28 protein-coding genes and 1 riboswitch are annotated in these 24,404 nt (G+C 60.3%); of the genes, 19 read left to right on the plus strand and 9 right to left on the minus strand.

What is annotated here, in order from left to right; genetic code table 11:
• Nucleotides 1–26 precede the first annotated feature (26 nt).
• On the plus strand, nucleotides 27–503 hold the full coding sequence (locus tag EDF61_RS07385) for a GNAT family N-acetyltransferase (protein ID WP_133833675.1): 477 nt from the start codon (nucleotides 27–29) through the stop codon (nucleotides 501–503).
• A 129-nt stretch (nucleotides 504–632) separates the two neighbouring features.
• Nucleotides 633–1,394, plus strand: a complete 762-nt coding sequence (locus tag EDF61_RS07390) for an isocitrate lyase/PEP mutase family protein (RefSeq protein WP_133833676.1) — start codon at nucleotides 633–635, stop codon at nucleotides 1,392–1,394.
• Nucleotides 1,395–1,621: 227 nt separating this feature from the next.
• On the opposite strand, the gene EDF61_RS07395 is transcribed toward EDF61_RS07390, so the two are convergent.
• Genes EDF61_RS07395 through EDF61_RS07405 form a run of 3 tightly spaced genes read right to left on the minus strand, consistent with a single transcriptional unit; the run spans nucleotide 1,622 to nucleotide 3,005 of the window.
• Nucleotides 1,622–2,239, minus strand: a complete 618-nt coding sequence (locus tag EDF61_RS07395; protein WP_133833677.1) for an NAD(P)-dependent oxidoreductase — start codon at nucleotides 2,237–2,239, stop codon at nucleotides 1,622–1,624.
• A 41-nt stretch (nucleotides 2,240–2,280) separates the two neighbouring features.
• Entirely contained in the window at nucleotides 2,281–2,568 is a 288-nt protein-coding gene (locus tag EDF61_RS07400; RefSeq protein ID WP_133833678.1) for a transcriptional regulator, read from the minus strand.
• Nucleotides 2,569–2,573: 5 nt separating this feature from the next.
• Nucleotides 2,574–3,005 (minus strand): hypothetical protein, encoded by a 432-nt coding sequence (locus EDF61_RS07405; RefSeq protein WP_133833679.1) that lies wholly within the window; start codon nucleotides 3,003–3,005, stop codon nucleotides 2,574–2,576.
• A gap of 151 nt (nucleotides 3,006–3,156) precedes the next feature.
• Here EDF61_RS07405 and EDF61_RS07410 point away from each other — a divergent pair, with 151 nt between their 5' ends.
• Nucleotides 3,157–3,894, plus strand: coding sequence for a hypothetical protein (locus EDF61_RS07410; RefSeq protein ID WP_133833680.1), 738 nt, complete (start codon nucleotides 3,157–3,159; stop codon nucleotides 3,892–3,894).
• On the opposite strand, the gene EDF61_RS07415 is transcribed toward EDF61_RS07410, so the two are convergent.
• The 3 genes from EDF61_RS07415 to EDF61_RS07425 all read right to left on the minus strand — a co-directional run bounded on the left by EDF61_RS07415 (nucleotide 3,891) and on the right by EDF61_RS07425 (nucleotide 7,509).
• Entirely contained in the window at nucleotides 3,891–4,385 is a 495-nt protein-coding gene (locus EDF61_RS07415; protein ID WP_133833681.1) for a DinB family protein, read from the minus strand. The genes EDF61_RS07410 and EDF61_RS07415 overlap by 4 nt on opposite strands.
• A complete protein-coding gene (locus tag EDF61_RS07420; protein ID WP_166650722.1) occupies nucleotides 4,382–5,281 on the minus strand; it encodes a GNAT family N-acetyltransferase in 900 nt (299 codons plus the stop codon). The genes EDF61_RS07415 and EDF61_RS07420 overlap by 4 nt, the downstream gene beginning before the upstream one ends.
• A 116-nt stretch (nucleotides 5,282–5,397) precedes the next feature.
• Entirely contained in the window at nucleotides 5,398–7,509 is a 2,112-nt protein-coding gene (locus EDF61_RS07425; protein WP_208294234.1) for an NAD(P)/FAD-dependent oxidoreductase, read from the minus strand.
• Between the two features lie 275 nt (nucleotides 7,510–7,784).
• Between EDF61_RS07425 and EDF61_RS07430 the strand changes: the two genes are divergently transcribed.
• From EDF61_RS07430 to EDF61_RS07455, 6 genes are all read left to right on the plus strand, one after another.
• Nucleotides 7,785–8,471 (plus strand): VOC family protein, encoded by a 687-nt coding sequence (locus EDF61_RS07430; RefSeq protein ID WP_133833683.1) that lies wholly within the window; start codon nucleotides 7,785–7,787, stop codon nucleotides 8,469–8,471.
• A gap of 60 nt (nucleotides 8,472–8,531) precedes the next feature.
• A complete protein-coding gene (locus EDF61_RS07435; RefSeq protein ID WP_208294235.1) occupies nucleotides 8,532–9,251 on the plus strand; it encodes a lysoplasmalogenase in 720 nt (239 codons plus the stop codon).
• Nucleotides 9,242–10,036, plus strand: a complete 795-nt coding sequence (locus EDF61_RS07440; RefSeq protein WP_166650723.1) for an alpha/beta fold hydrolase — start codon at nucleotides 9,242–9,244, stop codon at nucleotides 10,034–10,036. The genes EDF61_RS07435 and EDF61_RS07440 overlap by 10 nt, the downstream gene beginning before the upstream one ends.
• 121 nt (nucleotides 10,037–10,157) lie before the next feature.
• Nucleotides 10,158–10,592 carry a GNAT family N-acetyltransferase gene (locus EDF61_RS07445; RefSeq protein ID WP_166650724.1) on the plus strand — a complete coding sequence of 145 codons (435 nt, stop codon included), beginning with the start codon at nucleotides 10,158–10,160 and terminating at the stop codon, nucleotides 10,590–10,592.
• 31 nt (nucleotides 10,593–10,623) lie between these two features.
• Nucleotides 10,624–11,055 (plus strand): OsmC family protein, encoded by a 432-nt coding sequence (locus EDF61_RS07450; protein WP_105657548.1) that lies wholly within the window; start codon nucleotides 10,624–10,626, stop codon nucleotides 11,053–11,055.
• Nucleotides 11,056–11,349: 294 nt separating this feature from the next.
• The gene (locus EDF61_RS07455; RefSeq protein WP_133833686.1) at nucleotides 11,350–12,570 is read left to right on the plus strand and encodes a mechanosensitive ion channel; all 1,221 of its coding nucleotides are present in this window, start codon (nucleotides 11,350–11,352) and stop codon (nucleotides 12,568–12,570) included.
• Nucleotides 12,571–12,653: 83 nt separating this feature from the next.
• Here EDF61_RS07455 and EDF61_RS07460 read toward each other — a convergent pair whose 3' ends face one another.
• Nucleotides 12,654–13,682: a GNAT family N-acetyltransferase gene (locus EDF61_RS07460; protein ID WP_133833687.1), complete on the minus strand. Its 1,029-nt coding sequence runs from the start codon at nucleotides 13,680–13,682 to the stop codon at nucleotides 12,654–12,656.
• Nucleotides 13,683–13,692: 10 nt separating this feature from the next.
• Nucleotides 13,693–13,797, plus strand: a riboswitch (TPP riboswitch).
• On the opposite strand from EDF61_RS07460, the gene thiO reads away from it, so the two are divergent.
• The 7 genes from thiO to EDF61_RS07495 all read left to right on the plus strand — a co-directional run bounded on the left by thiO (nucleotide 13,795) and on the right by EDF61_RS07495 (nucleotide 20,213).
• Nucleotides 13,795–14,892: a glycine oxidase ThiO gene (gene thiO / locus EDF61_RS07465; RefSeq protein ID WP_133833688.1), complete on the plus strand. Its 1,098-nt coding sequence runs from the start codon at nucleotides 13,795–13,797 to the stop codon at nucleotides 14,890–14,892. It overlaps the preceding riboswitch by 3 nt.
• A gap of 26 nt (nucleotides 14,893–14,918) precedes the next feature.
• Nucleotides 14,919–15,164, plus strand: a complete 246-nt coding sequence (gene thiS / locus EDF61_RS07470) for a sulfur carrier protein ThiS (protein ID WP_105657546.1) — start codon at nucleotides 14,919–14,921, stop codon at nucleotides 15,162–15,164.
• A gap of 2 nt (nucleotides 15,165–15,166) precedes the next feature.
• On the plus strand, nucleotides 15,167–15,988 hold the full coding sequence (locus tag EDF61_RS07475; protein ID WP_133833689.1) for a thiazole synthase: 822 nt from the start codon (nucleotides 15,167–15,169) through the stop codon (nucleotides 15,986–15,988).
• A complete protein-coding gene (moeB, locus tag EDF61_RS07480; RefSeq protein WP_133833690.1) occupies nucleotides 15,985–17,130 on the plus strand; it encodes a molybdopterin-synthase adenylyltransferase MoeB in 1,146 nt (381 codons plus the stop codon). The genes EDF61_RS07475 and moeB overlap by 4 nt, the downstream gene beginning before the upstream one ends.
• A gap of 67 nt (nucleotides 17,131–17,197) precedes the next feature.
• Nucleotides 17,198–17,740, plus strand: a complete 543-nt coding sequence (locus tag EDF61_RS07485) for a GNAT family N-acetyltransferase (protein WP_166650726.1) — start codon at nucleotides 17,198–17,200, stop codon at nucleotides 17,738–17,740.
• A gap of 147 nt (nucleotides 17,741–17,887) precedes the next feature.
• Nucleotides 17,888–19,795, plus strand: a complete 1,908-nt coding sequence (typA, locus tag EDF61_RS07490) for a translational GTPase TypA (protein ID WP_105657542.1) — start codon at nucleotides 17,888–17,890, stop codon at nucleotides 19,793–19,795.
• Nucleotides 19,776–20,213, plus strand: a complete 438-nt coding sequence (locus EDF61_RS07495) for a hypothetical protein (RefSeq protein WP_105657541.1) — start codon at nucleotides 19,776–19,778, stop codon at nucleotides 20,211–20,213. The genes typA and EDF61_RS07495 overlap by 20 nt, the downstream gene beginning before the upstream one ends.
• A gap of 63 nt (nucleotides 20,214–20,276) precedes the next feature.
• On the opposite strand, the gene EDF61_RS07500 is transcribed toward EDF61_RS07495, so the two are convergent.
• Complete coding sequence (locus EDF61_RS07500; protein ID WP_133833692.1) at nucleotides 20,277–20,786, minus strand: helix-turn-helix domain-containing protein; 510 nt, start codon at nucleotides 20,784–20,786, stop codon at nucleotides 20,277–20,279.
• Between the two features lie 125 nt (nucleotides 20,787–20,911).
• The gene (locus EDF61_RS07505; protein ID WP_133833693.1) at nucleotides 20,912–21,154 is read right to left on the minus strand and encodes a putative acetyltransferase; all 243 of its coding nucleotides are present in this window, start codon (nucleotides 21,152–21,154) and stop codon (nucleotides 20,912–20,914) included.
• A gap of 214 nt (nucleotides 21,155–21,368) precedes the next feature.
• On the opposite strand from EDF61_RS07505, the gene fdxA reads away from it, so the two are divergent.
• From fdxA to EDF61_RS07520, 3 genes are all read left to right on the plus strand, one after another.
• Nucleotides 21,369–21,692 carry a ferredoxin gene (gene fdxA, locus EDF61_RS07510; protein WP_013349521.1) on the plus strand — a complete coding sequence of 108 codons (324 nt, stop codon included), beginning with the start codon at nucleotides 21,369–21,371 and terminating at the stop codon, nucleotides 21,690–21,692.
• Nucleotides 21,693–21,704: 12 nt separating this feature from the next.
• Nucleotides 21,705–22,820: a succinyldiaminopimelate transaminase gene (gene dapC / locus EDF61_RS07515; protein WP_105661519.1), complete on the plus strand. Its 1,116-nt coding sequence runs from the start codon at nucleotides 21,705–21,707 to the stop codon at nucleotides 22,818–22,820.
• Nucleotides 22,821–22,918: 98 nt separating this feature from the next.
• The gene (locus tag EDF61_RS07520) at nucleotides 22,919–24,205 is read left to right on the plus strand and encodes a citrate synthase (RefSeq protein WP_105657537.1); all 1,287 of its coding nucleotides are present in this window, start codon (nucleotides 22,919–22,921) and stop codon (nucleotides 24,203–24,205) included.
• The last annotated feature ends 199 nt before the right edge of the window (nucleotides 24,206–24,404 follow it).

Consider the following 24,404-nt stretch of genomic DNA (forward strand, 5'->3'; position numbering starts at 1 on the left):
CAAGTACTATCCGGTCAGGAGCCATCGTGGAACAATCCAGCTTTGCAGCAACCAGGGACCATCCCGTGCCAGACGACGTTGCGCGGTTGCTTGCCACCGTTCCTGAATGGTTTGGCCAACCTGAATCAAACGCAGAGTACATCCAGTCCGCGCGGACCAAGGAAACCTGGACCGTTCGCAATGCCCAAGGCGCAGTGCTCGGTGTGCTCTTGGCAGAACGGCACTACCACCACTCCGTTGAGATCCATCTGATGGTGGTCGACCGTGGATACCACGGCGGTGGAATCGGTTCGGCTTTGTGCGCAGCCATTGAAGCCGAGGCGCTCGCCGGCGGAGTGCAGCTCTTGCAGGTCAAGACCCTGGGTCCTTCGCACCCGGATGCCGGCTACGCGAAAACTCGGCGATTCTATGAAAAGCAGGGCTTCCTTCCCCTGGAGGAAACTAGCCTCTGGGGAGCTGGGACGCCCTGCTTGATCATGGTTAAACCGCTACCTGGCAAGTAGCAATAGGATTGAAATGATGCCTGGTTCCAGCGCTCATGCCGAATCCTGGGAGTTCATCTTCCAGTTGTTTCCATCGTGGACTCCGAGCCGTAGACTGGGTGGATCCCGTCACGACTCTAGGAGATATCCTTGACTGAAATTTCAGCTCTCGCCCAGAACCTCGCCAAGCAGCACGCCTCAGGTGAACTGCTGGTCATGCCAACCGTGTGGGATGCCTTCAGCGCCAACATCGCGGCATCCGCTGGCTTCGCCTCGCTGACTGTCGGAAGCCACCCCGTCGCCGATGCCTTGGGCAGTGAAGATGGCGAGAAGATGGACTTCGCAGACTATCTGGCCGCGGTTCAGCGAATCACCAGCAGTGTCGATGTGCCGGTCAGCGCTGACGTTGAATCCGGCTACGGCCTGGATCCGAAGGAACTCTTCGAACGCGTTGCGGCAGCGGGCGCTGTCGGCGTGAATATCGAAGATGTTCTCCACCGTGAAGGCGGCCGTGTCCGTGAACGCCATGAGCATGCGGACTACATTAACGGCGTCCGCCAAGCAGCAGATGCAGCAGGCATCGAATTCGTGATCAACGGACGCACCGATGCAGTGAAGCTGGCCGATAAGTTCGCAGACCCGCTGGGCGAGGCAATCGAGCGCATCAAGCTGATGGAGCAGGCTGGTGCGCGTAGCGTGTATCCGGTGGCCCTGGCCAATGCCGATCAGGTTGCTCAGGCCGTGCGAGCAGTCAGCATTCCGGTGAACGTGACGGCCCACCCAGTCAACGCGCACCCCGCCGGTGACCTCGGAGCCTTGCGTGAGCTAGGGGTTCGTCGCGTGAGCTTCGGACCGCTGTGGCAAATGTGGTTGGCGGAGATGTCCGGCAAGCAGCTCGGAGCTTGGCTCTAGGCCTTCCGCGGATCAGGCAGTGCGCGCCAGGCGGGCGACGGCCACACGCGGGTTGCATCAAGGAACGGCAACCCGGGCACAGCCCGGTACCTCTCAGGACATTTGTGTTCTGTGAATAGTTGGAAAATCTGCCGCCAGGGCATTTCGCCTTGGCGGCAGGCTCCGGCATTGCCGGGACTGGCCCGCACCAAACGGGTGTCAAGGGCCCCTGGCTTTCCGCAGCCGAACTAGTTGCTGATGCCGTAGGCCTTGCTGATGCTCTGGTTGCTTTGAAGTGTTTCGAGCATGAACGCGGCAAGATCATCACGCGTAATGCTTCCACCCAGCCGGCCTGGTTCACCAACTTGCAGTGCGGTCCACTTGCCGAGGGCAGGCTTGCTGCCCAATCCGGTGGGGCGCACAATGCTCCAATCCAAGCCAGAATCTTCCACTAGCTTTTCCTGCTCGGTGTGGTCGGCCAAAGGCTTGGCCAATAGCATTTTGGAGAGGAAACCGATGACGCCGGGAAGTTGCGAACCGGAGTTTCCGGCGCCCAGGGAAGACTGGATCAACCGGCGCTGGGGACCGTTCGCCTGCATCGCGTGGACAACACTGCGAGTCACGCTAGTGCGGGCATTTTTCTTTCCCTTGCTGCCACCCACGGTGATAGCTACGGCGTCGGCGCCGGCAATCGCCTGCACCGCGAATTCAGGATCAGAAGCATCGCCGTTGAGCTGAATTATTTGCCCATGCGCGGTGCGGGAACCGCTTCGCGAGACGACGGTAACTTCATGGGATGCCTGGCGCGCGAGTTCAGCCAGCGCAGCGCCGGTTCCGCTGTTGCCACCGATAATAACGAGTTTCATGAGTTCTTTCCTTGAAGCGTGAAGGCATCAGGTGCCCTGCACTATTCTCCCGCAATACGGTTGAGAGTTTTCATCAGTTTCTTGAAGGTGCGCTGGCCAGTCTCCGACAGGCACACGAGGGTGATGCCGTAGCGGTCTTTGCGTTCCTTTGACAGGTGGATTAGTTCACGATTTTCCAGATCCTTGAGGATCTTTGAAAGGTCGGCGGTGGACAGCCCCGTGGCTGCTTGGAGTCCAGCGAAATCCGCCCGTTCGACCTGGCTCAGATGCGCCAGCGTAACGAATCTTTTGGGCGCCAGAAGCAAGGGATCAAGTTCTTGGTAATTCATGGAGCTCAGCGCCGAATTAACAGGAAGAGGTAGTAGCCAAGCCACAGCACCGGTGCGAGGCCTGCCAGCAGCAGTGCTTCAGGCCAAGGTGCGGTTTCATGATGGACGATGCTTCGCCAAATAGGCAGGAACAACCAGGTGGCAAAAAGGACCAGGATCGTGCGGGCACCGCGATAACGCGGTTCATTGATGCGGCGTTGCCGCGCAGAGAACCAGTGATTCGCTGACAATAAGGCAATGATTGCTGGCGCTACGGCGATCCATCCGTATCCGGACAGCGCCAGCAGTCCTGCCGCCAATGATGCGGCAACGACCAAGATCGCTATCGCATGATCGACGGCCTTGAGTTCTCGGCGGGGGCGGTGGGGGACCGAGCCTAGCAGTTGCTGCGCCTTGCCGGGCGATAGCGGGGTGGATGAACTGGAATCTTGGCTCATGCCTCAATCTTTGCAACTAGTTGCAATATTTGCAAGTAGTATTTTGTTTCAATTCCGTATCTGTTCATGCTTTTTATGATCGGACGGTTGAGGAACTGCTATTCTCGGACGGAGCCAGCTAAACCAACCCACGGCACCGAGGCACGTCAACATGAATGCTTTTTCTGCTCGATCTGAAACAGCCATGGGCCACCGTCGGAGTGCATTCGCGTGGCGACCTGAAGCCGATACGCTCATTGCCTTGGCCACGTTGCTGGCGTTTTCCCTGTGCTACTACGCGGGGACCGCGATTAATAGCCTTTTTCTATGGCTCGGCATCTTGGTCTTCGGAACCTTTGTCCCTCTCTGGACGGTGCTGCACCGGCGCCGAGAGACTCTTGCAGGGGTGGGGATCACGAGAAAACTCCTGCTGGCATCCCTCGCTATTTCCCTGGTGCTGGGTGCCGGGTCCGCCTACCAGCTGGTCACCTTGGCCAACGCCAGTGGCGCCGATATCGCAAGCCATCTGGCGGCGAACTTCTTGGCCTTGTGGGAACCGTTCTTTGTCTTTGGATGGTTGTATCTGCGGTGGGAACGCGCTTTCGGATGGTTGCCAGCTATTGCGCTGACTGGCCTCGGCTTTATGGTTCAGCACCTCGGTTCGGTTCCGGCGGCAGCTGCAGCAGGATTCGGTGCTTTCGCGATCTTGTTCGCGATTGCCTTTGCCATGATGCGCAACCTCGCGGTGTTGTGGCCGCTGTTCTACCCAGTAGCCAGTGGAATCGGGACCTTGCAGGCTGGGTATTCGATGGGATGGGGCGATGCCGGCATCTCGGCTATCGTACTGGTGCTCCAGCTGGTGATCTTCTGGTGGATCGCCAAGAGGGCCAAAAGCCTGCCTGCAGCCTAGCCCAAGGCGCCAGCGGCATAGGCAGCCTGCCCGACATGGACCGAGGCGTCGTCAATGATCGATACCAAGCGCACCCCACGGGTAACCGCCGGGTCCCAGCTTCGATCAATGATTTCGTCGAGTTCTTCCTCGCGCAGTCTTGAGGCGTAGCCGCCGAGCGCGGAAAAGCACGCCTCCAAATAGTCCAGGAGCAGCTGCTGGTCGTTGACGATGATCGAGCGAGCCTGCTCGGCGCTGTGCCCGAAGCCCATCGAATCGCCGAGCTCGCCCAAATTGAAGCGGTCCCGGAACTGCTCCCAGAGTTCAGGCTGACCGCTCAGCGCCGAGAGCTGGATATCTGCTTCGCGCCCTGAATGCCATAGAAGCCATGCAATGGAGTTGGGGTGGTTGCCCGGGTGCGCGTTGAGCTGTTCACTGCCCAGCTGCGGAAGCGCGCGTACCGCGTCAATTGTCCGCTGGGCCAAGTCTGACAGGAGCTCGGAGACTTTCATGATTCCTCGTTCTTCCCGCGATGCCAGTCGCAGGATTCGTTATCGGCAATGAATTCGGCGGCGAGATAGGTGGCAACGGCGGCAGTGTTGTCGCTGGCAGTGCATACCAAGGCGCTGGATGCTCCCATGGATCGCAGCTCTGCAGCGGCCGCCAGGCTGATCGCCGTGCCGTACCCTTGGCCGCGGGATGCCGGATGCACCGCTATGGGCTCCAGCAGCCCTGGCCGTCCGGGACCAGCAGACCAGACCGCTGCGACAGCCAGCGGGTTCATGTCGCTGTCATAGGCGGTCAGGCATTGCCCCTGGGCATAGATGGGAGTACTGGCCATGGTATGCCAGCGCTGCACCGCACGCGCCAAGTCTTCTGCTGAGAAATCGGCGCCGCGAAAGGCATTGAGGTGGACTTCCATCCATTGGCTGGCTTGGGCGGAATCGACCCGCCGAAAGGTAAGCTCCGGCAGATGCACCGGAGTGTCCAGCGAACGGCGCAAGGGAGTCCATGCTTCGCCCGGAACCCACCCGTTGGCCTGCAGGACCTGGCCCAAGGCCGTCGCGCCGCGGGCTTCGATGCTGGCGGATGAGGAAGGGAAGATCCGCTGTTGCGGCGAGAGGAGGTCGGTGTGGATCTGCTCGGCCAGCGGCTGGATGCCGACGTAGTCCGGATGCAGGGCCATTCGCATGAGATCCGGGCCATCGAGCAGGCCAATGGCATAAATCGATTCGCGATCCGCCCAGACCCGCAGGCTTTGCGCAGTGATTTCCAGTCCCCGCATTGCGTACCAGCCCACATCCCCGGGATGCAGCTGCAGGGGCAGGCCATCGCGTTGCCAGCGGGCGAGCTCATCGACGAGGTCGGCAACCTGCGCCGCGGCGGGGGTAAGCATTCTAAGGCCCATTGCCCCATTCAAGCACTGGGCCTGCCATGGGACAAGGGTTCGCGACAGGCAGCGGGCCAGCAGCATCCGCCGGATGCTGCTGGCCCGCTGCCTATGGGCGTGCAAGTTGCATCGGACTACAGGTTGGCGGTGGCCTTCCACGCCGAATGCACGGCACCGTGGATGTAGTTGACCGCACTGGCATCGCCGATGACATCGACGCTGAATCCGGCACCGCGCAACTGATCGGCTACCGGCGCGGCACTGGTGGTGCCATCGGCGTAGATGACCATGTCGGCCGGGGCGCTGAACTGCTCTTCGCCTTCGGTCCATTCCACGGTCTTCTCGGTGATGCGGGTGACCGAGACATTGCGGTGGATCTTGACGCCATGCGCGAGATTCTCCTTGACGGCGGTCCAGCGGCGCGGCATGGCCAGCGGCAAGCCCAGCTGCTGGCTCTCATGGACCAGAGTGACGTTGCGGCCGCGCTCGGCCAGGAACTCGGCCAGTTCCAGTCCCACCAGCGAGCCGCCGATGACTACAACGTCCTTGCCCATCGGCAGCCAGAACTTGGTGAACTGGCGGACGAATTCCGGGGACTTGGTCAAGCCCGAGAGCCGTCCGAGCTTGCCCATGGTGCTCAGCACCAGTCCGGCTTCCTCGGCTGTAGCGGTACCCAGCATCATGGCGCGCAGGGTGTCGCCGGTCTGCACGTTGGGCAGGTCGCCGCCTGGCATGTCCGGCTTCGGGCGCACGGCGCCGGTAGCGACAATGACGTGGTCGGGGTTCAGCTCGCGGATGGTTTCCGCGGTGGCTGGGGTATTGAGCTTCACCGCAACCCGCAGGCGCTTGAGCTCGGATTTCAACCAGCGCAGCAGGCGCTCGTTATCCGGGGTGGTCATGGTGGAGAACCACATGGTTCCGCCCAAGCGGTCGGCCTTGTCGACGATGGTCACCCGGTGCCCGCGCTCGGTGAGCACGCGTGCGCTCTCCATGCCCGCAGGGCCCGCGCCAACGACAACCACATGCTTCGAGGCGCTTGCCGGCTTCAACGGCAGCAGCTTCTCGTTACCCAGTGCCGGGTTCACTGCGCAGAACGGGGTGTCATCGAAGAAGTTCTCCGCCACGCACAGGTAGCAATTGATGCATGGGCGCACCTGGTCAAGCTTTCCGTCGCGCAGCTTGTTGGGAAGCTCCGGGTCGGCCAGCAGCTGGCGTCCCATGGCAGCGAAGTCCACCTTGTTCTGGGCGATCGCCTTCTCGGAAATGTCCGGGAGCATGCGGCCCGCGGCGATCACCGGAATGGAAACATGCTTCTTGATCTCTGCGGCATTCTCCAGGTAGGCCCCGACCTTGTTCGGCAGCGGCCCGTCGGTGAAGTTGTCGAAGGGGTTGCGTCCCCAACCGGTCACGTGGATGCCGTCAGCGCCTGCGGCTTCGAACATCTTGGACGCCTCGATGGATTCGGCAAGGCTCAACGCGCCTTCCTGGCCGTATTCCTCTCCGGCTACGCGCACCAGGATCGCCAAGGAATCTCCCACACGTTCCTTGACGGCGGCGATGACCTGGCAGGCCAGGCGGGCACGGTTCTCCAGCGAGCCGCCGTACTGGTCGGTGCGCAGATTATCGCGCTGGTTCAAGAAGACGCCAAGGATGTATCCGTGCGCCGCGTGGATCTCGATGGCGTCTGCTCCGCCCTTGGCTACGCGTTCTGCCGCGTCGGCCCATGCGGCGATCAGCCAGTCGATGTCCTCTTGGGCCATCTCGTGGTAGCTGGCTTGCTTGCCCTTGGTGGCAGCACCCATCTTCGCGAGTTCCTCGGGGGTGCAGTCGGCCAGCGCGCTCATGGAGTAGCTGTAGTCCGGCTTGTTCGGCGCCATGACTGGACGTCCGTTGGCGGTGTCTACGCGCGCTACCTTGCCATGGTGGGTGGACTGGATGCACAGCTTGGAGCCTGCAGCGTGGATGGCGTCGGCCAGTGCCTTGATGCCCGGGACGTATTTGTCCTCTGACAGTCCCGGTTCTTTCATCGAGGCCGCTCCGTAAGGGAAGGCGATAGCGCATGCGCCGGTGATGACAAGTCCGGCTCCGCCGGCGGCACGCGCGACATAGTGGTCGATTTCCGACTGCTCGATTTCACCGCCTTCGGAAACGTTCATGTCCATAGCGGGAAGGACAATGCGGTTGGCGGTGCTCATAGGCCCGATCCGGCCTTCTGACATCAGGTGGGGAAAATCCGTGTTGCTCATGGCAACATAATGCCGGCGGAAAATGCTCCAATTTCCGCCAGGAGGATCTTGGAATTGCAATTAATGCCACTAAAATAAACGACTTGTTCAAATTCGAGCATGTCATCATAGTGTTAGAAAATGGCATTGCAACTAATTCTAGTGAAAATCCTGCGAAAAGAATTCCTGTTTCTATTGCCTAAGTCAACGATAATCAATTTCCATATGTGGATATTATTGACCGGTTCAACGAATGCGCGAAGTGACCGGCATCACCCCAGCGGTAGGCTGGAAACATGTACTGGGAAAATATCGTCTTCGATGCCGAAAGCCCGAAACAGCAAGGGGAATTCTGGGAGGTCCTGCTCAAATGCCAGATGCTGACCGATAACGCCGACGGCTATGAAACCCGGCTGCAGTTGGCCGGACCGAGATACCTGGATTTGTGCTTCCCCGCTGTCCGGGACCCGGACCGTGCTCAACAGCGCGTGCACCTGATCCTCGGATCCGGCACCCATTTCAGCGAACGCCTTGGCGACGGGCACCCGGATGCCATGGAGTCCAGGCTCGATGCCGCAGGTAACGAATTTCTGCTCCGTGCCCACGACCAGGACGCAAGCGGCTTGGTGCTTGAAGCCCTGCAACTGGCCTGCATTGACCCGGCTGGAGATGCAGAATTCTGGAAGCAGCTGCTGGGCTGGGACATCGTTGCGCGGTCTCCAGCGGTTCTGGCTCATCCATCAGGCGCGGGCCCGCGGCTGGTCCTTGTCCGGGAAGCTTCGCCCAAGACTGCGGGGAAGAATGCGATCCATCTGGACCTGCGTCTAGAACAGGCCGAGAGCATGGAGGACGCGTTGGGGATCATCTGCGCATTGGGCGGCAAGGAACTGGACCCTCCGTGGGGTACGCTGCCATGGCGGGTATTCCAGGACCGCTCGGGCAATGAATTCTGCGTCCTGGCCCCGTCGGCTTCCAACCGGTGACGGATCCGGCAACGCCCCGGGGCCGCCGGGCGCAATTATCGGCACTACCCAAGGAAGAAAGTGCAACCACACCTAGGCAATGAGCACACCGTTGCGGTGATCCCGGGGCAGTCACGCCGCGGGATCGCGGCTCTGGCGCTCCTGCTCGCAACTGCCACCCATTTGCTGGCACAACTGTTCTGGCCTTCGGGGCTGCTGGCGGACGCCACGCAGATCCTGCTGATGCCGCTGTTGGCAGGAACGGTTCTCGCCCTCACCACCTCGCCGCGTGGCACACTGATCCGGTTGGTGCTCATAGCCCTTTTCTTCTCCTGGGTTGGTGACACCTTGCCCCGGTTCATGGACGGCGATTCTGCATTCCTGGCCATGGTTAGCGCATTCCTGGTTGCGCAGTTCTTCTACATCGCCGCTCTGGCAAGATACTGGAAATCCTCGATACTGCGCCATTGGTGGATGCCGCTTCCTTATCTTGCCGCATTTGCCCTGCTGCTGGTCCTCTGCTCACCCGGTGCAGGAGTGCTGCTCGCCCCGGTGATCATCTATGGCTTGGCATTGATGATGATGGCCATCCTCAGTACCGGGCTGGGTCCGATCGCAGGCTTCGGCGGCGCAATATTCTTCCTCTCCGATTCCTTGATCGCGCTGCGCTCATTTGCGGATATCGATGTCCCCGGAATGGGATTCTGGATTATGCTCACCTACGTAGCTGGCCAATGGATGATCAGCTACGCTGCGAGCCAGCGCGAGGCACAGGAGAAGAGCACGGTGAAATGCGAGTAGCCCCAAAGAGCAGGATCCCGTTGTTCATGGTGCATGGCAACGGGGTAGACCACCGTATCCTCAAGCCGCTGGAAGCAGAGCTGGCCAACGCGCAGATCTTCGACTTGCACTACGTCGACTTGCCCGGCTTCGGAACCTGTCCACCGCTAGGGAACCCCGGGGGACTGCCAGAACTTGCAAACTGGTTGGAGGAACTGATCAGGCAAACCGCGGGAGAGGGGCCGTTCGCACTGCTGGGCAACTCTCTTGGCGCCTTGCTCTGCCAGGAGATGGCCGACAGGTTTCCCGGCCAGGCCCAAGGACTATTCCTCCTGGCCCCAGTGGTCTTTCCCGATGCCTCGCGGCGCACTGTGCCCGAAGCGCAGGTAGTCGTAGAGGATCCCGGGCTGCTGGCCCGGATAGATCCCCGCCAAGCACAGCAATTCTCCGATATTGCCGTGGTGCAATCGCAGCAGGCGTGGCAGAGCTTCGCGCAGTGGGTGCTGCCCGGGCTGGACTGCGCGAACTTGCGCTCGATGGCCAAGCTATCCAAGCGCTACTTCCTGGATCCTCTGCCCGTGGAGCGTAAACGCCAGCTGGATATTCCGGTAACCATCCTGTGCGGGAAACAAGACCACATCACCGGATACCGGGATCCCGAGCAGCTATCGCGCCGGTACCCCTCGATGAGGATCCGCGTGCTTGATTCTGCAGGGCATAACGTGCACCTTGAGCAGCCCGAGCAGGCCGCGGCCGAATTGCGGGACTGGGCCCACCGCACGGGCCGCATGAACGAGCCGGCTTGAGCCGGGGAAAATCCGCATGCTGGTGTGCCGCAACGATCCATGAAAACTTGAGGAATCGCTGGCACCCGGCTACATTTCGAATCAGCAAGTACGGATTCGCTTGAGCATGAAGGAATATGGCATGGAAGAGACTCTCCTGCTGCGCGAGCTGTCGAGCGTGGATGAAGTGCCTGACCTGCTCGACATTTGGCGCAGTTCGGTGGAACGCCGGGGAGACTTCCTCTCGGCTGCTGATATTGATGCGGTGGCCGTCGCCCTGGAAGCTGTCTATAGCCAATCGGTCTCAGTCAGGATTGCCCAGCATGGTCGACGCATTGTTGGCTTTGCGGCATGGAGCAGTACACGCATCGAACTGCTCTGGGTGAGGCACACTGATCGCCAGAAGGGTGTGGGCCGCATCCTGCTGGATGAAATCATCGCCAGCATTCCCGGGATCAGCGTTCATCTCGATTGCCAGCGCCAGCCTGCCATTGCGTTCTTTGGCGACTGCGGATTCGTGCCTGTGCCCGGGGAATCTGCATCGTCGCCGCAACGAGTCGTATTGCGCCACGTGTAGTCTTCAGCCTGGATCGTGGCACGATAGTTTCATGAGTGAAAATAGCCGTGAGATCCGTGAAGTCAGCATCGAACGCGTCGAGGCACGCAAGTACAGGGCCACTAGCCTCGAATCGGGAGCCAGCCTAGAATTCGGCCAGGGCGAAGGATTGCTAACCCCGGTGGAGTTGCTGCTTGCTGCCATCGCAGGATGTTCCGCAATTGATGTTGATGTGGCGACCACCAGGAGAAGCGAGCCTGAGAAATTCGAAGTCAAAGCGGGCGGCTACAAGGTCTCTGAGAACTCGGCGAGCCGGATGGAGGACATCCATCTTGGTTTCGATTTGAAGTTCCCCGATACCGAGGAAGGCCGCAAGGCAGCCAGCATGGTGGAGCGCATCGTCAAGCTTTCGCATGACAAATACTGCACCGTCTCCCGCACCGTTGAACTGGGCGCTTCCGTGCGGAGCGAAGTCATCAACTAGGTAGCGGGACTTCCGGCAATTCCCGGATGAATAAAGGTCAATGGCTGAATCCGCAATAGCTTCCATGGCAATTCACGGGTTTGGACGCAACCGCGAACTTTCTAACATTGCGTGGATCAGTTGTCGGCAAGGTCTTATTGTTCGGAATTCGTTGAATACATCGGGATATAGTCAGCTTTTCGCAATTCGAGCTGTGAAAGTCCAATGATTCAAGCTGGGAGCATGGGTCTTTGCCCTAGTCAGCGGAGAACCTTCATCGTAGGGTCGGACTGTCCCTACGTTGAAGGAGCAGCAATGCAGTCTGAGAACGTTTTAGGCAATATCGACTGGGCGTCGATGCTACAAAAGGTTGGCATCGCGCTAATCATCCTCATCATTACGTGGCTAGTTGCACGCATAATTCGTTGGGCTGCCGCCAAACTGGTGAACAGGGTGAAGTTCCTGCAAAAGCAGGGCAATGACGGAGAACAAATAGGCCAATCCCTGGGCAAGGTCGCGGGGTTGATTGTCTGGCTCTTCGGCCTCGTGGCAATCCTGCAGGTCTTCGCTCTATCCGAAGTGCTATCGCCGGTGCAGGGCATGCTCGGCGGCGTCATGGCCTTCATCCCCAACCTCATCGGTGCGGGCTTCATCTTCTTCATTGGCTACGTCATCGCGAATATCGTTCGCCAGCTGCTGAGGACCGGTTTGGGAACTGTCGATTTTAGCGGACTGGTCCGCAAGGTCACCCCAGGCAACGAACCAGTAGATGAAGTTCAGTCTCGCGAATCCCAAGCGAAGATCGTTGACATCATTGCCAACATCGTCTTCGCCTTGATCCTGCTAGTCGTCGCAATATCAGCCCTGCAGGTTCTGGGCATCGCGGCAATTTCGGTACCTGCCCAGCAGATGCTGCAGCTGGTCTTCACCGCAATCCCGCAGGTCATCATGGCCTTGGCGCTCTTGGCCGTGGGTATCCTGATTGCCAAGTTCGTCGGGCAGCTACTTGAATCCACCCTCCACGGCGTGGGTACCGACACTGTTGTTGCCCAGTGGGGCGTAGTTCCCGAGGGCAAGAGCGCTTCGGGAATCATCGCTGGCATCGTCAAGATTGCTATCGTGCTGTTCTTCGGTGTGATGGCGGCCCAGATGCTGAACTTCCCAGCGATCACCAATATCCTCAATGAGATCCTGGCCTTGGGCGGCAAGATCCTCTTCGGCGCAGCAATTATCGCCGCAGGTTTCGTCATCGCCAATGTGATTGGCCGCTTCTTGGGTGACACTACTGCTTCGAAGATCATCCGCTACACGGCAATTGCGCTGTTCGTGGCGATGGGCCTGAAGTACATGGGTATCGCCGATTCGATCATCAACATGGCCTTCGGCGCAATCGTCATTGGCGCAGCATTGGCAGCGGCTCTGGCCTTTGGCCTCGGCGGTCGTGATGCTGCGGCCCGCACGCTGAAAAAGATGGAGGCCCAACAGGCCACCAATGGCCCGGACTCGACGCCACCGGCATCGAACCCAGGCATCTAACCACGCATCACAAAACCTGAGGGACAGATAAGAAGTCGCGGAATCCAAAACCGGATTCCGCGACTTTTTTGATGCCCGCCAAGCTACTGCTGCGTGCCCCACGGCAAGGGCATGACCGCAGAGCCGCCATCGGTACGCAACCGCGCGTAGGTGTGCACATCGATGCGTTCTCCGGCAACCAGGAATTTGCCCCGCTCGACACCTTCGTGCAGGAAGCCGTTGCTTTCTGCCACATGCTTCGACCCGGGATTATTTGCCCGCAAGCCCAGCTCCAAGCGGTACAGTCCCAGCTCGTCGAACAGGTAATCCACCAAGGTTGCCACGGCGCGGGTGGCCAGCGATCGGCCCCGGTAATTCTGGTTCATCCAATACCAAATCCACGCGTTCCGATTGGCCGGGTCGACCGTACCGCACACCAGTCCCACCAGCCGATCCCGATATGCGACGGCCATCGCCTGCTGGCGTTCCCCGGCCTCCAGCAGTGCGCGCACATACGACTCAGCCTTTTGCGGGGAATCGGCGTCGCCTTGGCGCAACATGTCGGGGTTCGAGGAGAATGCCTCGAAGACCGCTTCGGCATCCGAAAGGCGCAGCCGGCGCACCGTGAATTCACCGTCGGCATGCACGGTTTCCTTCGGTCCTGCAGATGGCTGCGGATGAGCGGCGGCCGTGCCCTTGTGGAAGAGCAGCTGCCAGCGGCCCTGCTCATGGATCCACAGTGAACTGCGTTCGCTGGGGGAACCGGCGAGCAGCTTCCAGCGCAGCAGCACCAGCTGGTCTGAAAGCTGGAGAGCCACCGGGCTTTCGACTTTCAACGCCCCGGCATCCCGTGCCGGCTCCCGGGCCAGCTGGGCAATGATGGCCTCGCGATCATAGACTCGCCCGCTGGCTCCCACCTCGGCGAACCGAGGATGCAAGCGCCGCTGCAATTGCTCCTGGCTATGGCGTTGGCTGGATTCCAAGAGTTCTTGCTCCAACGAGATGATGGTGCTGGATAGCGCAGAACCTTGGGGAAGCACGATAGGGAAGTCATGGAATGCCATGTCAGCAAGTACATCACAGAAGATGACGGAACTGCGTTCAATGAAGTTCGACTTTATGAGCTGCATCATGCTTATAATCGCTGTAATCCGCGGGAGCCTGAATCGACCAGGCTGAGAGGGCACCGAGCCGACCGCTACACCTGATGCGGGTCATGCCGCCGTAGGAAGGAAGCGTGCCCTTGTGCATGTCAACATTGTTGGCGCCGGGATAATCGGCCTGGCCGTCGCGTTCGAGCTGGAATCACGCGCACACACCGTCACCCTCATCGATCCGGCACCCGGCCAAGGTGCAAGCTACGCGGCAGCAGGAATGCTGGCCCCGGCAGCTGAAACGGTCTGGGGCAATGGCCCGTTGCACCAGCTGCTTGCCGCCTCGAATGCCGCCTATCCGCAGTTCATCGAGCGCATCGCATCGGCCACCGGGCAACGCCCGGACTACTTGCAGAACTCCACGCTCGTTGTCGCCGCAGAGCCTGCGGACCGCGAAGCCCTGCACGAGCTGGCCGAACTGCAGATATCCCTCGGCCTGTCAGCGCAAAAGCTGCTGCCCAGCCAAGCCCGCAAGCTCGAACCAGCCTTGGCCGCCAATATTGCTGGCGCGGTCCTGTGCCAAGATGACCACCAGGTCGACCCTCGATCCATCGTCAAGATCCTGTTGGAGCATCTGCGTCCGCACCTGGTCGAGGAACGGGCGCAGGCACTGGTGACCGACGGGAAGCGGACCACCGCTGTGCGGACCGCATCGGGCCGAATCCTCGAAGCGGAGCAGACCATCGTGGCCACCGGTCTTGGCACCCTCGATGGCTTGAACGAACTTCCGCTGCGCCCGGTCTACGGGGACATCCTCCGGATCCAAGGACCAGCAGGCCCGCCGCTCATCACCCGCACCATCCGCGGCATCGTGCACCGGAAACAGGTGTATCTGGTGCCGAGAAGGGACGGTAGCCTCGTCCTTGGCGCCAGCGTCCGTGAAGACCGGCAACAAGCGGTGAACATTGGCGCGATGCACCTGCTGCTGGACAACGCGAGAAAGCTTGTCCCCGGCATCAGCGACTGCACGCTGAACGAGGCAACGGCCCGGGCACGTCCCGCCACGCCAGATGACCGGCCGCTGCTGGGACGCCTTGATCCAGGGCTGCTGCTCTGCACCGGGTACTCCCGGCACGGCGTGCTGCTGGCTCCGCTGGGCGCAACGCTCACTGCGGATCTCGCCCACGGCCACCAATCCCACCCCTTGCACCAGGCTGTGGATCCCCACCGCTTTGCCAACGCAACCTAGACCGCTCACCGAACGGAGCAGCAACCATGACAAGCATCGGCATCAATTTCAATTCACGGCAACTGAACCTGGACGAAGGAACCACCCTTCGCGAATTCATCAGCACGCAAATCGGCAAGGAACTGGACGCCAACTCGGTGGCCGCTGACGGCAGCAAGCTCGGAGTTGCCGCCGCCGTCAATGGCGCTGTCGTTCCACGCAGCGCCTGGAATAGCTACCTGCTGGCCGAAGGGCACAGCATTGAACTCGTTACCGCGGCCCAGGGAGGCTAGGCATGGAAACGCGCAACATCACCGAGCTGGACATCCACAGCGACCCATTCCAGATCGCCGGACGCTCCTTGTCCTCGCGCCTGATCCTCGGCACCGGGGGAGCGAGTTCGCTGACCACCCTGGAAAGCGCCCTGCAGGCCTCCGGAACGGAGCTGACCACCGTGGCCATCCGCCACTTTTCGGCGGCCGGCGCAGGCAACGTGTATGAACTGCTGCAGCGCAACAACGTGATTGCGCTGCCCAACACCGCTGGATGCTTCACCGCCCGCGATGCGATCCTCACCGCGCACCTGGCCCGTGAAGCTCTGGAAACCAATTGGATCAAGCTCGAAGTCATTGCCGATGAGCACACGCTGCTGCCGGACCCGCTGGAACTGCATGCGGCCACCGAGCAACTAGTGGCCGACGGGTTCCAGGTTTTCGCCTACACCAATGATGATCCGGCACTTGCCCAGCGCCTGCAGGACGCCGGGGTTGCGGCAATCATGCCGGCCGGAGCACCGATCGGCTCGGGCCTGGGGATCCTGAATCCGCACAATATTTCCACCATCGTCTCGCGCGCGCAGGTACCGGTGATCCTTGACGCCGGGGTGGGCACCGCCTCGGATGCGGCCCTGGCCATGGAGCTCGGTTGCGACGCGGTGCTGCTGGCCAGCGCGGTGACCCGGGCGCACAACGCGCCGCTCATGGCCAGGGCCATGAAGGATGCTGTGCGTGCCGGGCGCGCCGCGCGGCTCGCTGGCCGGATCCCGCGCCGCGATACCGCACTGGCCTCCTCGCCGGACGAAGGCATGATGCAAACCCTGGTCGGTGACTTCTCGTGAGCCGGGAAGCCCTGGTAGCACCCGGCGCGGAGCTGGAACCGGAAGAGCTGGCGCGCTACTCCCGGCACTTGTCCCTGCCCGGGGTGGGAGAAGAAGGGCAACGCCGCATCGCCAACGCCAAGGTGCTGGTTATCGGAGCCGGGGGCCTGGGCAGTCCCATTGCCAGCTACCTGGTCGCTGCGGGAATCGGCACCCTCGGGGTCATCGACGATGACACCGTCGAGCTGTCCAATCTGCAACGACAAACCATGCACCGGCAACAGGATGCAGGGCGCCTGAAAGTGGATTCGGTGCGGCGGATGGCCCACGAGCAGAACCGGAACGTCCAGATCATCACCGTGGATGAAAAGCTGGATGAATCCAACGCCGTGGCGCTTTTCAGTGAATACGACTTGGTCATCGACGGCAGCGACAACTTTGCCACGCGGTACCTGTCCAATGATGCCGCGGAAATCACCGGCACCCCGCTGGTGTGGGGAACCCTCGTCCAGTTCTCCGGGCAGGTGTCCGTCTTCGATCCGCGCACCGGCCCGATGCTGCGTGATCTTTTTCCTGAAATCCCCGACGCGGACTCCGTGCCCAGCTGCGCCGAAGGAGGAGTCTTCGGCGCACTGTGCGGCGTTATCGGTTCGGTGATGTGCGCCGAAGCCCTGAAGCTCATTACCGGAATCGGGACCACACTGAGCGGCAAGCTCTGGCTCTATGATGCGCTGGAAGCCAGTGTGCGGACCCTCGAATTCGCCAGGGATCCGCAACGTGAGCCGGTGACCGGGCTGGGGGAGTACCAGCCGGTTTCCTGCGCTGCCGAAGGGCATGTCCCGGAGCTCACGGTTCAGCAGCTAGCGGAGCTGGAAGCGGTTGAACCGGTATTGCTGGTGGATGTGCGCGAATCCTGGGAACGCGACATCATAGCGATCCCGCACAGCCAGCACCTTCCGCTCGCGCAGCTCAAAGAACGGGGACTGGGAAAGCTCGCGCACGGCGCTTCGGCGGTCGTATTCGTGTGCAAAACCGGTGCCCGTTCGCAGCAGGCGGCGCGGATCACCATGTCCGGTCGGGATGCAGGCATTGCGGTCTACAGCCTTAGCGGCGGAACCGTGGAATGGGCCAGGCAAGTGCGGGGCCAGCAGGTGGCCTACTAGGGCTCAGGCGCATCTTTGGCGCGCAATTCACCGGTGGGAGGTGGAGGCGCTCTGGCATACTGGCGCTATGACGTTGGGAAAGACGCTGGAGATCCGTGAATTGGAAAGCCAGGACGAACAGCAGGCAATCGATGCCCACCACTTGATGCTTTGCGAAGACTTCGAGTTCTTGCCGACTTGGTCTGCAGCCGAGGACTGGGAGGACTATATCTACCGGATGAAGGCCGGGCGCCGAGGCGAGCACATTCCAGAAGGCTGGGTTCGCTCGGCGCTGTTCGCCGCCTTTGACGAGGGGGACCTGGTTGGCCGGGTTTCCGTCAGATATGAAATCAACGAGAGCCTGTTTCAGGTCGGCGGACATATCGGCTATGGTGTAGTTCCCGAGTATCGTCGCCGTGGTGCGGCACAGGAACTGTGCAAATTCGGGTTGCAGGAACTTCGCGAATCAGGAATTGAACATGCGCTGGTTACCTGTGATTCCGATAACATCGGTTCAAAATCCACCATAGAAAAATGCGGCGGCTTGCTTGACGCTGAACTCCCGGAAATTGAAGTCAACTTTGGGCCTAGCAAGCTGCGTTTTTGGATGCCAACGCGGTTAATCCGCTGAATTCTTTGCGACAGATACATGAAATTCCTGTATGTTCTGACACAGATCAACAGACTATGAGTCTCGAGCGCGTAAACTGGATTGTTGGGTCGACTTTGGCCCCGACTCCACAGACCCAAATTTTCGAGCGGAAGTGAGCCTTCACGCATGTCAGCAAACACCATTACTCGCGATGAACTTCGCAATGTAGCCATCGTTGCGCACGTTGACCACGGCAAGACCACCCTCGTCAACGCCATGCTCCAGCAGACTGGCGCATTCGACAGCCATGGTGAAACCGAAGATCGCGTGATGGACTCAGGTGAGCTGGAACGCGAGAAGGGCATCACCATTCTTGCTAAGAACACCACCGTGTTCTACAACGGCCCAGCAGCCGAGGGCAAGAAGATGACCATCAACGTCATTGACACCCCAGGCCACGCCGACTTCGGTGGCGAGGTGGAACGCGGCCTGTCCATGGTTGACGGCGTGGTTCTGCTCGTTGACGCATCCGAGGGCCCGCTCCCGCAGACCCGCTTCGTGCTGCGCAAGGCATTGAGCGCCAACCTGCCAGTGATCATCGTGGTCAACAAGACCGACCGTCCCGACTCCCGCATCGATGGCGTCATCTCCGACTCCATGGACCTGCTGCTGGGCTTGGCTTCGGACTTGGCTGACGAAGCTCCGGATCTGGACCTGGACGCAATCTTGAACGTTCCTGTCGTCTTCGCCTCGGGCAAGGCCGGCTACGCTTCGATGAACCAGCCTGGCGATGGCACCTTGCCGGATAACGAAGATCTTGAGCCACTGTTCGAGACCATCATCAAGCACGTTCCTGCACCGACCTACACCGAAGGTGAAGTCCTGCAGGCCCACGTCACCAACCTTGACGCTTCGCCATTCCTTGGCCGCCTGGCGCTGCTGCGCATGATCAACGGCACCTTGCGCAAGGGCCAGCAGGTTAACTGGGCCCGCCAGGATGGCACCATGAAGCAGGTCAAGATCACCGAACTGCTGGCCACCCAGGGCCTGACCCGCGTTCCAGCTGACGAAGCTGGTCCAGGCGAGATCGTTGCAGTTGCCGGTATCGAAGACATCATGATCGGCGAGACCCTCACCGACCTTGAGAACCCTAAGCCGCTGCCACTGATCACCGTTGATCCACCTGCGATCTCGATGACCATCGGTATCAACACCTCGCCACTGGCTGGCAAGGTCAAGGGCGCCAAGGTCACCGCACGACAGGTCAAGGATCGCCTGGACAAGGAACTGATCGGCAACGTTTCGCTGAACATCCTGCCTACCGAGCGTCCAGATGCTTGGGAAGTCCAGGGCCGTGGCGAATTGGCACTGGCCATCCTCGTTGAGCAGATGCGCCGTGAAGGCTTCGAGCTGACCGTTGGCAAGCCACAGGTTGTTACCAAGATGGTTGACGGCAAGGTTCACGAGCCAATGGAACGCATGACCATCGACGTACCTGAAGAGTACCTGGGTGCTATCACCCAGCTGATGGCATCGCGCAAGGGCCGCATGACCGACATGGCTAACCACGGCACCGGCTGGGTTCGCATGGAATTCATGGTTCCAGCACGTGGCCTGATCGGCTTCCGTACCCGCTTCATGACCGAAACCCGCGGCGCCGGCATTGCTGCCTCGCTGGCTGAAGGCTACGAGCCATGGGCAGGCCCAATCGAATACCGCATCAACGGTTCGATCGTTGCCGACCGTTCAGGCGTTGTGACTCCATTCGCGATGATCAACCTGCAGGAGCGCATGAACTTCTTCGTGAAGCCAACCGAAGAGGTTTACGAGGGCATGATCGTCGGCGAGAACTCCCGCGCCGACGACATGGACGTGAACATCACCAAGGAAAAGAAGCTCACCAACATGCGTGCTGCTTCCTCGGACTCGTTCGAGAACCTGACCCCACCACGTAACTTGACCCTGGAAGAGTCGCTCGAATTCGCTCGCGAAGACGAGTGCGTTGAGGTTACCCCGGAAGCCATCCGCATCCGCAAGGTTCTGCTGAACGCCAACGACCGTGCCAAGGCTACCCGTGCACGCGCTCGCTCCTAATAAGCGCAAATCCCTCGGCAGCAACTTCTCCGCGCTCTGGCGCGGTGTTGTTGCCGCCGTGGCAGCAGGATTATTCGGGACCGCAATCCACGCCTCCATCAGCTATGTCGGAAACGACATCCCGCTGGTTTGGGGTGTGGGTCTGGCCTGGCTCCTGCTCGGAGTTCTGGTGTACTGGGCTGCGGTTTCTTCATCGAAGCTGTGGGCCGGTGCGCTGGGGTTCATCGGTTGCTATGTGACCGTTGGCCTGATTTCCTATGTGGGCGATGACCAGCTGATCTTGGGCATGGAGTACTACAAGTACCTGCCCGGGCCAACGCTGGCCTCGGCCTTGTGGATGTATGGAATGGTTATTCCATCGGTGATTGCCCTGCTGTGCTCCTTGCGAGTGCTACGCAAGCAACAACGCCAGAACTGAAAACAGAAGGAGCTCTTCCCAACGGGAAGAGCTCCTTCTGTGTTTAACTAGGCGAAACGCAGGCTACTGGTCTTTGCGCGCATTGCCGGTGATATCCAGGTGGTGGGCCAAGAACAACGAGGTGGCAACGCCATCTGGATCCGGATCTCGCATCGCGTAGTCCTCAATCACAGCGCGCAGCCGGCTCATGAGATCCTTCTGGCTTTCTTCATTGAGCTTCAGGCCCAAGCGGATTACCTGTATCTCCTGGGGATCAAGTCCCGCGATTTCCTGCAGGAAGGTGTCCACCAGCATGGGGGCCGCGTCGGGAATGCGCGTGCCCCAGGACTGCTTGGTGCTGCGGTAGGGCACTTCTTTGGCGCCACGGTTGCCTCGGCGTGATTCTTCTGCCGCGAGGTAACCGTTGCTGACCAGGGTTCGCACGTGATGCAAGGAGGTGGCGGGATTCAAATCGAGAATGTCCGCAATTTCCTTGTTCGTTCGTGACTCATGCAGGCACAAGCGCAAGATGCGAAGCCTCAGCGGGGAGCTGAGGGCTCGTGCTCGCGATTGGACAAGTTTATCGGAGGGCATGGAAACAGCATACGCGAAAAGCGCTGAGTGATTGGCAGTTTCAAATCACATGTCGTCCCAAGCGGTATGGGTGTGCCCGCGGCAGCAACACCTGGAAGCAGGAAAATTGCACGGCTTGCAGGCTGCTACTCGGTGCGAGGGGCACGGGGCCTGCGGCGCGCCGGAGCCGGCGGTACCCGCTTGGCGTGAGTGATCGCCGCGCGGGGGATGCATACCAGTTCAGCCCGGGTTTGGATGCTCACCGATTCCTCCGTCACTTCCTGCAGCTCGCCCAGTGCATCGGAAAAATGCTCACCGGCCCGGCCGTCGGCCAAGCGGTAGCGGACAACAAGCCGTTCACCGGGCGTCACATCACTGAAATTAAGCATTTGGAAGCGTCATCTTTTCGTAAGAAGAATTCATCTGGACCCCGGGAAGCTGAAATGTGAATGGTCGATTACGTCACAGCGAGCCAATGGGCGGTCCGATGCATGGGTATCAGGACTAGACTGTAGTTTGAGCTGGTAAAGGATTCAAAGAGCATCTGAGGAAACCACTAGCTCCTGTTGAAACCACCCAGTGCAAGGAAAGGTCTCGGCCCTCGTGACTTACATCATCGCTCAGCCGTGCGTCGACGTTAAAGACAAGGCGTGCGTCGAAGAGTGCCCGGTAGATTGTATCTATGAAGGTGAGCGCTCGCTCTACATTCACCCGGATGAATGCGTTGACTGCGGCGCCTGCGAACCTGTCTGCCCCGTTGAAGCCATCTACTACGAAGATGACGTGCCGGATGAATGGGCCGACTATTACAAGGCAAACGTCGACTTTTTCGACGAACTTGGATCCCCGGGCGGCGCCGCTAAAATTGGTAACACCGGCACTGACCACCCACTGATCAGCGCCTTGCCACCACAGAACCAAGGCTAGGTTTTCACTTTTATGCTTGAGCTCCCCGATTACCCCTGGAACCAGCTCGCCCCATACCGCGAGCAAGCATCCACGCATCCGGGGGGAGTCGTGGACCTGTCGATCGGCACGCCGATCGATGGCACGCCGCAACTGATCCAGCAGGCGCTGGCCGAGGCGGCGAACTCGCACGGATACCCGACCACGCACGGCACCATTGAAGTTCGCGAGGCCATCGTCGACTGGTTCGCCCGTCGCCGCAATGTCACCGGTTTGAGCACCGATGATGTCATGCCAACGGTCGGTTCCAAGGAAATGGTGGCATGGCTGCCGCTGTTCCTGGGCCTGGGTGCCGGCGACATAGTGGTACGTCCAGAGATCGCCTACCCCACCTATGACATCGGCGCCCAGCTGGTTGGCGCGACCCCCATCGCCACCGACGACCTTTCGGATTTGACTGCTGAGCAGCGTGAACGCGTGAAGCTCATCTGGGTCAACTCGCCAGGCAACCCGACCGGCAAGGTCCGTGCTACTGCCGAGCTGGCAAGCATCGTGGCCCAGGCGCGTGAGATGGGTGCCGTCGTGGCCTCCGATGAGTGCTACGCCGAACTGGGATGGGATGAATACGAGGGCCAGGTGCCAAGCATCCTGGACCCGGCGGTCAACGGAGGAAACCTCGATGACCTGTTCGCCCTGTACTCGCTGTCCAAGCAGTCGAACCTCGCCGGATACCGCGCCGCTTTCGTTGCCGGCGCCCCGAACCTGATGCCAACTCTGGTCAACAGTCGAAAGCATGCGGGCATGATCGTGCCCGGTCCAATCCAGCACGCCATGGTGGTGGCATTGAATGACGACGAGCATGTTGCGGCGCAGCGCGAGCTGTACCGGGCACGCCGGGCCATGCTGCGGCCAGCGCTGGAGAACTTCGGCTTGGCCATCGATGATTCGGTGGCAGGACTGTACCTGTGGTGCACCGCTGGGCGGCCAAGCTTCGAAACCATCGGGGCGCTGGCGGAACTGGGCATCGTTGCCGGTCCTGGCGTCTTCTACGGCACCGCGGGGGAACGCCATGTACGCGTGGCCTTGACCGCCTCCGATGAGCGGATCGCGGCTGCCGTTGAACGGTTGAATTCTTCCGCCAACCGGTGAAGATGACACCCTAATTAGCTTGAATGGGTCAAATCGCGGTATGTTCTACGGTGACGACTGACCTTTCGGAACTACACGCTTTCCGGTTAGGAGATGCAATGACAGATACCACATCTGCACAGCTACACTTTGGAGAATCCAACCTCGAGCTGCCAGTAATTCAGGCAGCAGAGGGCAATGACGGATTTGGCGTAGCCCCACTTTTGAAGACTACCGGGAACGTGACCTACGATCCCGGCTTCATGAACACCGCGGCTACCAAGTCCGCGATTACCTACATCGACGGCGACGCGGGCATCCTGCGCTACCGCGGTTACCCAATCGAGCAGCTGGCCGAGAAGTCCAGCTTCATCGAGGTAACCTACCTGCTGATCTACGGCGAACTGCCGACTGCTGATCAGCTGGCCGAGTTCGACAATTCGCTGCGCCGCCATACCCTGCTGCACGAAGAGCTCAAGGGCTTCTTCGGCGGCTTCCCGCGCGACGCGCACCCGATGCCGGTCTTGTCCTCGGCTGTTTCGGCCCTGTCGACCTGGTACCAGGATTCGCTGGATCCGAAGGATGACGCACAGGTTGAGCGTTCGACCCTGCGCCTGCTGGCAAAGCTGCCGGTATTGGCTGCGTACGCGCACAAGAAGTCCATCGGCCAGGCATTGCTGTACCCGGACAACTCGATGAACATGGTCGAGAACTTCCTGCGCCTGTGCTTCGGCACCGCTGCCGAGCCTTACCTTGCGGATCCGGATGTGGTCAAGGCCCTCGACTTGCTGCTGATCCTGCACGCTGACCACGAGCAGAACTGCTCCACCTCCACCGTGCGCCTGGTCGGTTCCTCCGAAGCCAACATGTTCGCTTCGGTTTCTGCAGGTATCCATGCACTGTCCGGCCCAGCCCACGGCGGCGCCAACGAAGCCGTGCTGAAGATGCTGCGCGAGATCCAGTCCTCCGGCATCTCCCCAGAAGACTTCATGCAGAAGGTCAAGAACAAGGAAGACGGCGTACGCCTGATGGGCTTCGGCCACCGTGTGTACAAGAACTACGATCCACGCGCCAAGATCATCAAGAAGACCGCTCACGACCTGCTGGCAAAGCAGGGCAAGAACGAGCTGCTTGAGATCGCGATGAAGCTGGAAGAGACTGCGCTGAATGATGAGTACTTCATCTCGCGCAAGCTCTACCCGAACGTGGACTTCTACACCGGCTTGATCTACACCGCAATGGGCTTCCCGGAGAAGATGTTCACCGTGCTGTTCGCCATCGGCCGTCTGCCAGGCTGGATCGCACAGTGGCGCGAAATGATCAAGGACCCAGAGCTGAAGATCGGCCGCCCACGCCAGCTGTACATGGGTGAAACCGCTCGCGACTATCCCGGCTACCAGGCCTAGGGCGAGTTTCCGGATCCCGGCGGCAGGACCTGTCTTCCCACACAAGTGGGGCGACAGGTCCTTCCCTGTTTTAAGCGGTACTTCGGGAGTATCCTATGAGGCAGAGGGAACGACAAGTGTGCCGAAGAGTCAGGTGGTATGCATGTACCAACGTCGTGGAAATAATTGGTCGCTAGCCATAAATACCAATCAGAATATG

This window comes from Arthrobacter sp. JUb115, from assembly GCF_004365035.1.
In the GTDB taxonomy this organism is placed as follows: domain Bacteria; phylum Actinomycetota; class Actinomycetes; order Actinomycetales; family Micrococcaceae; genus Glutamicibacter.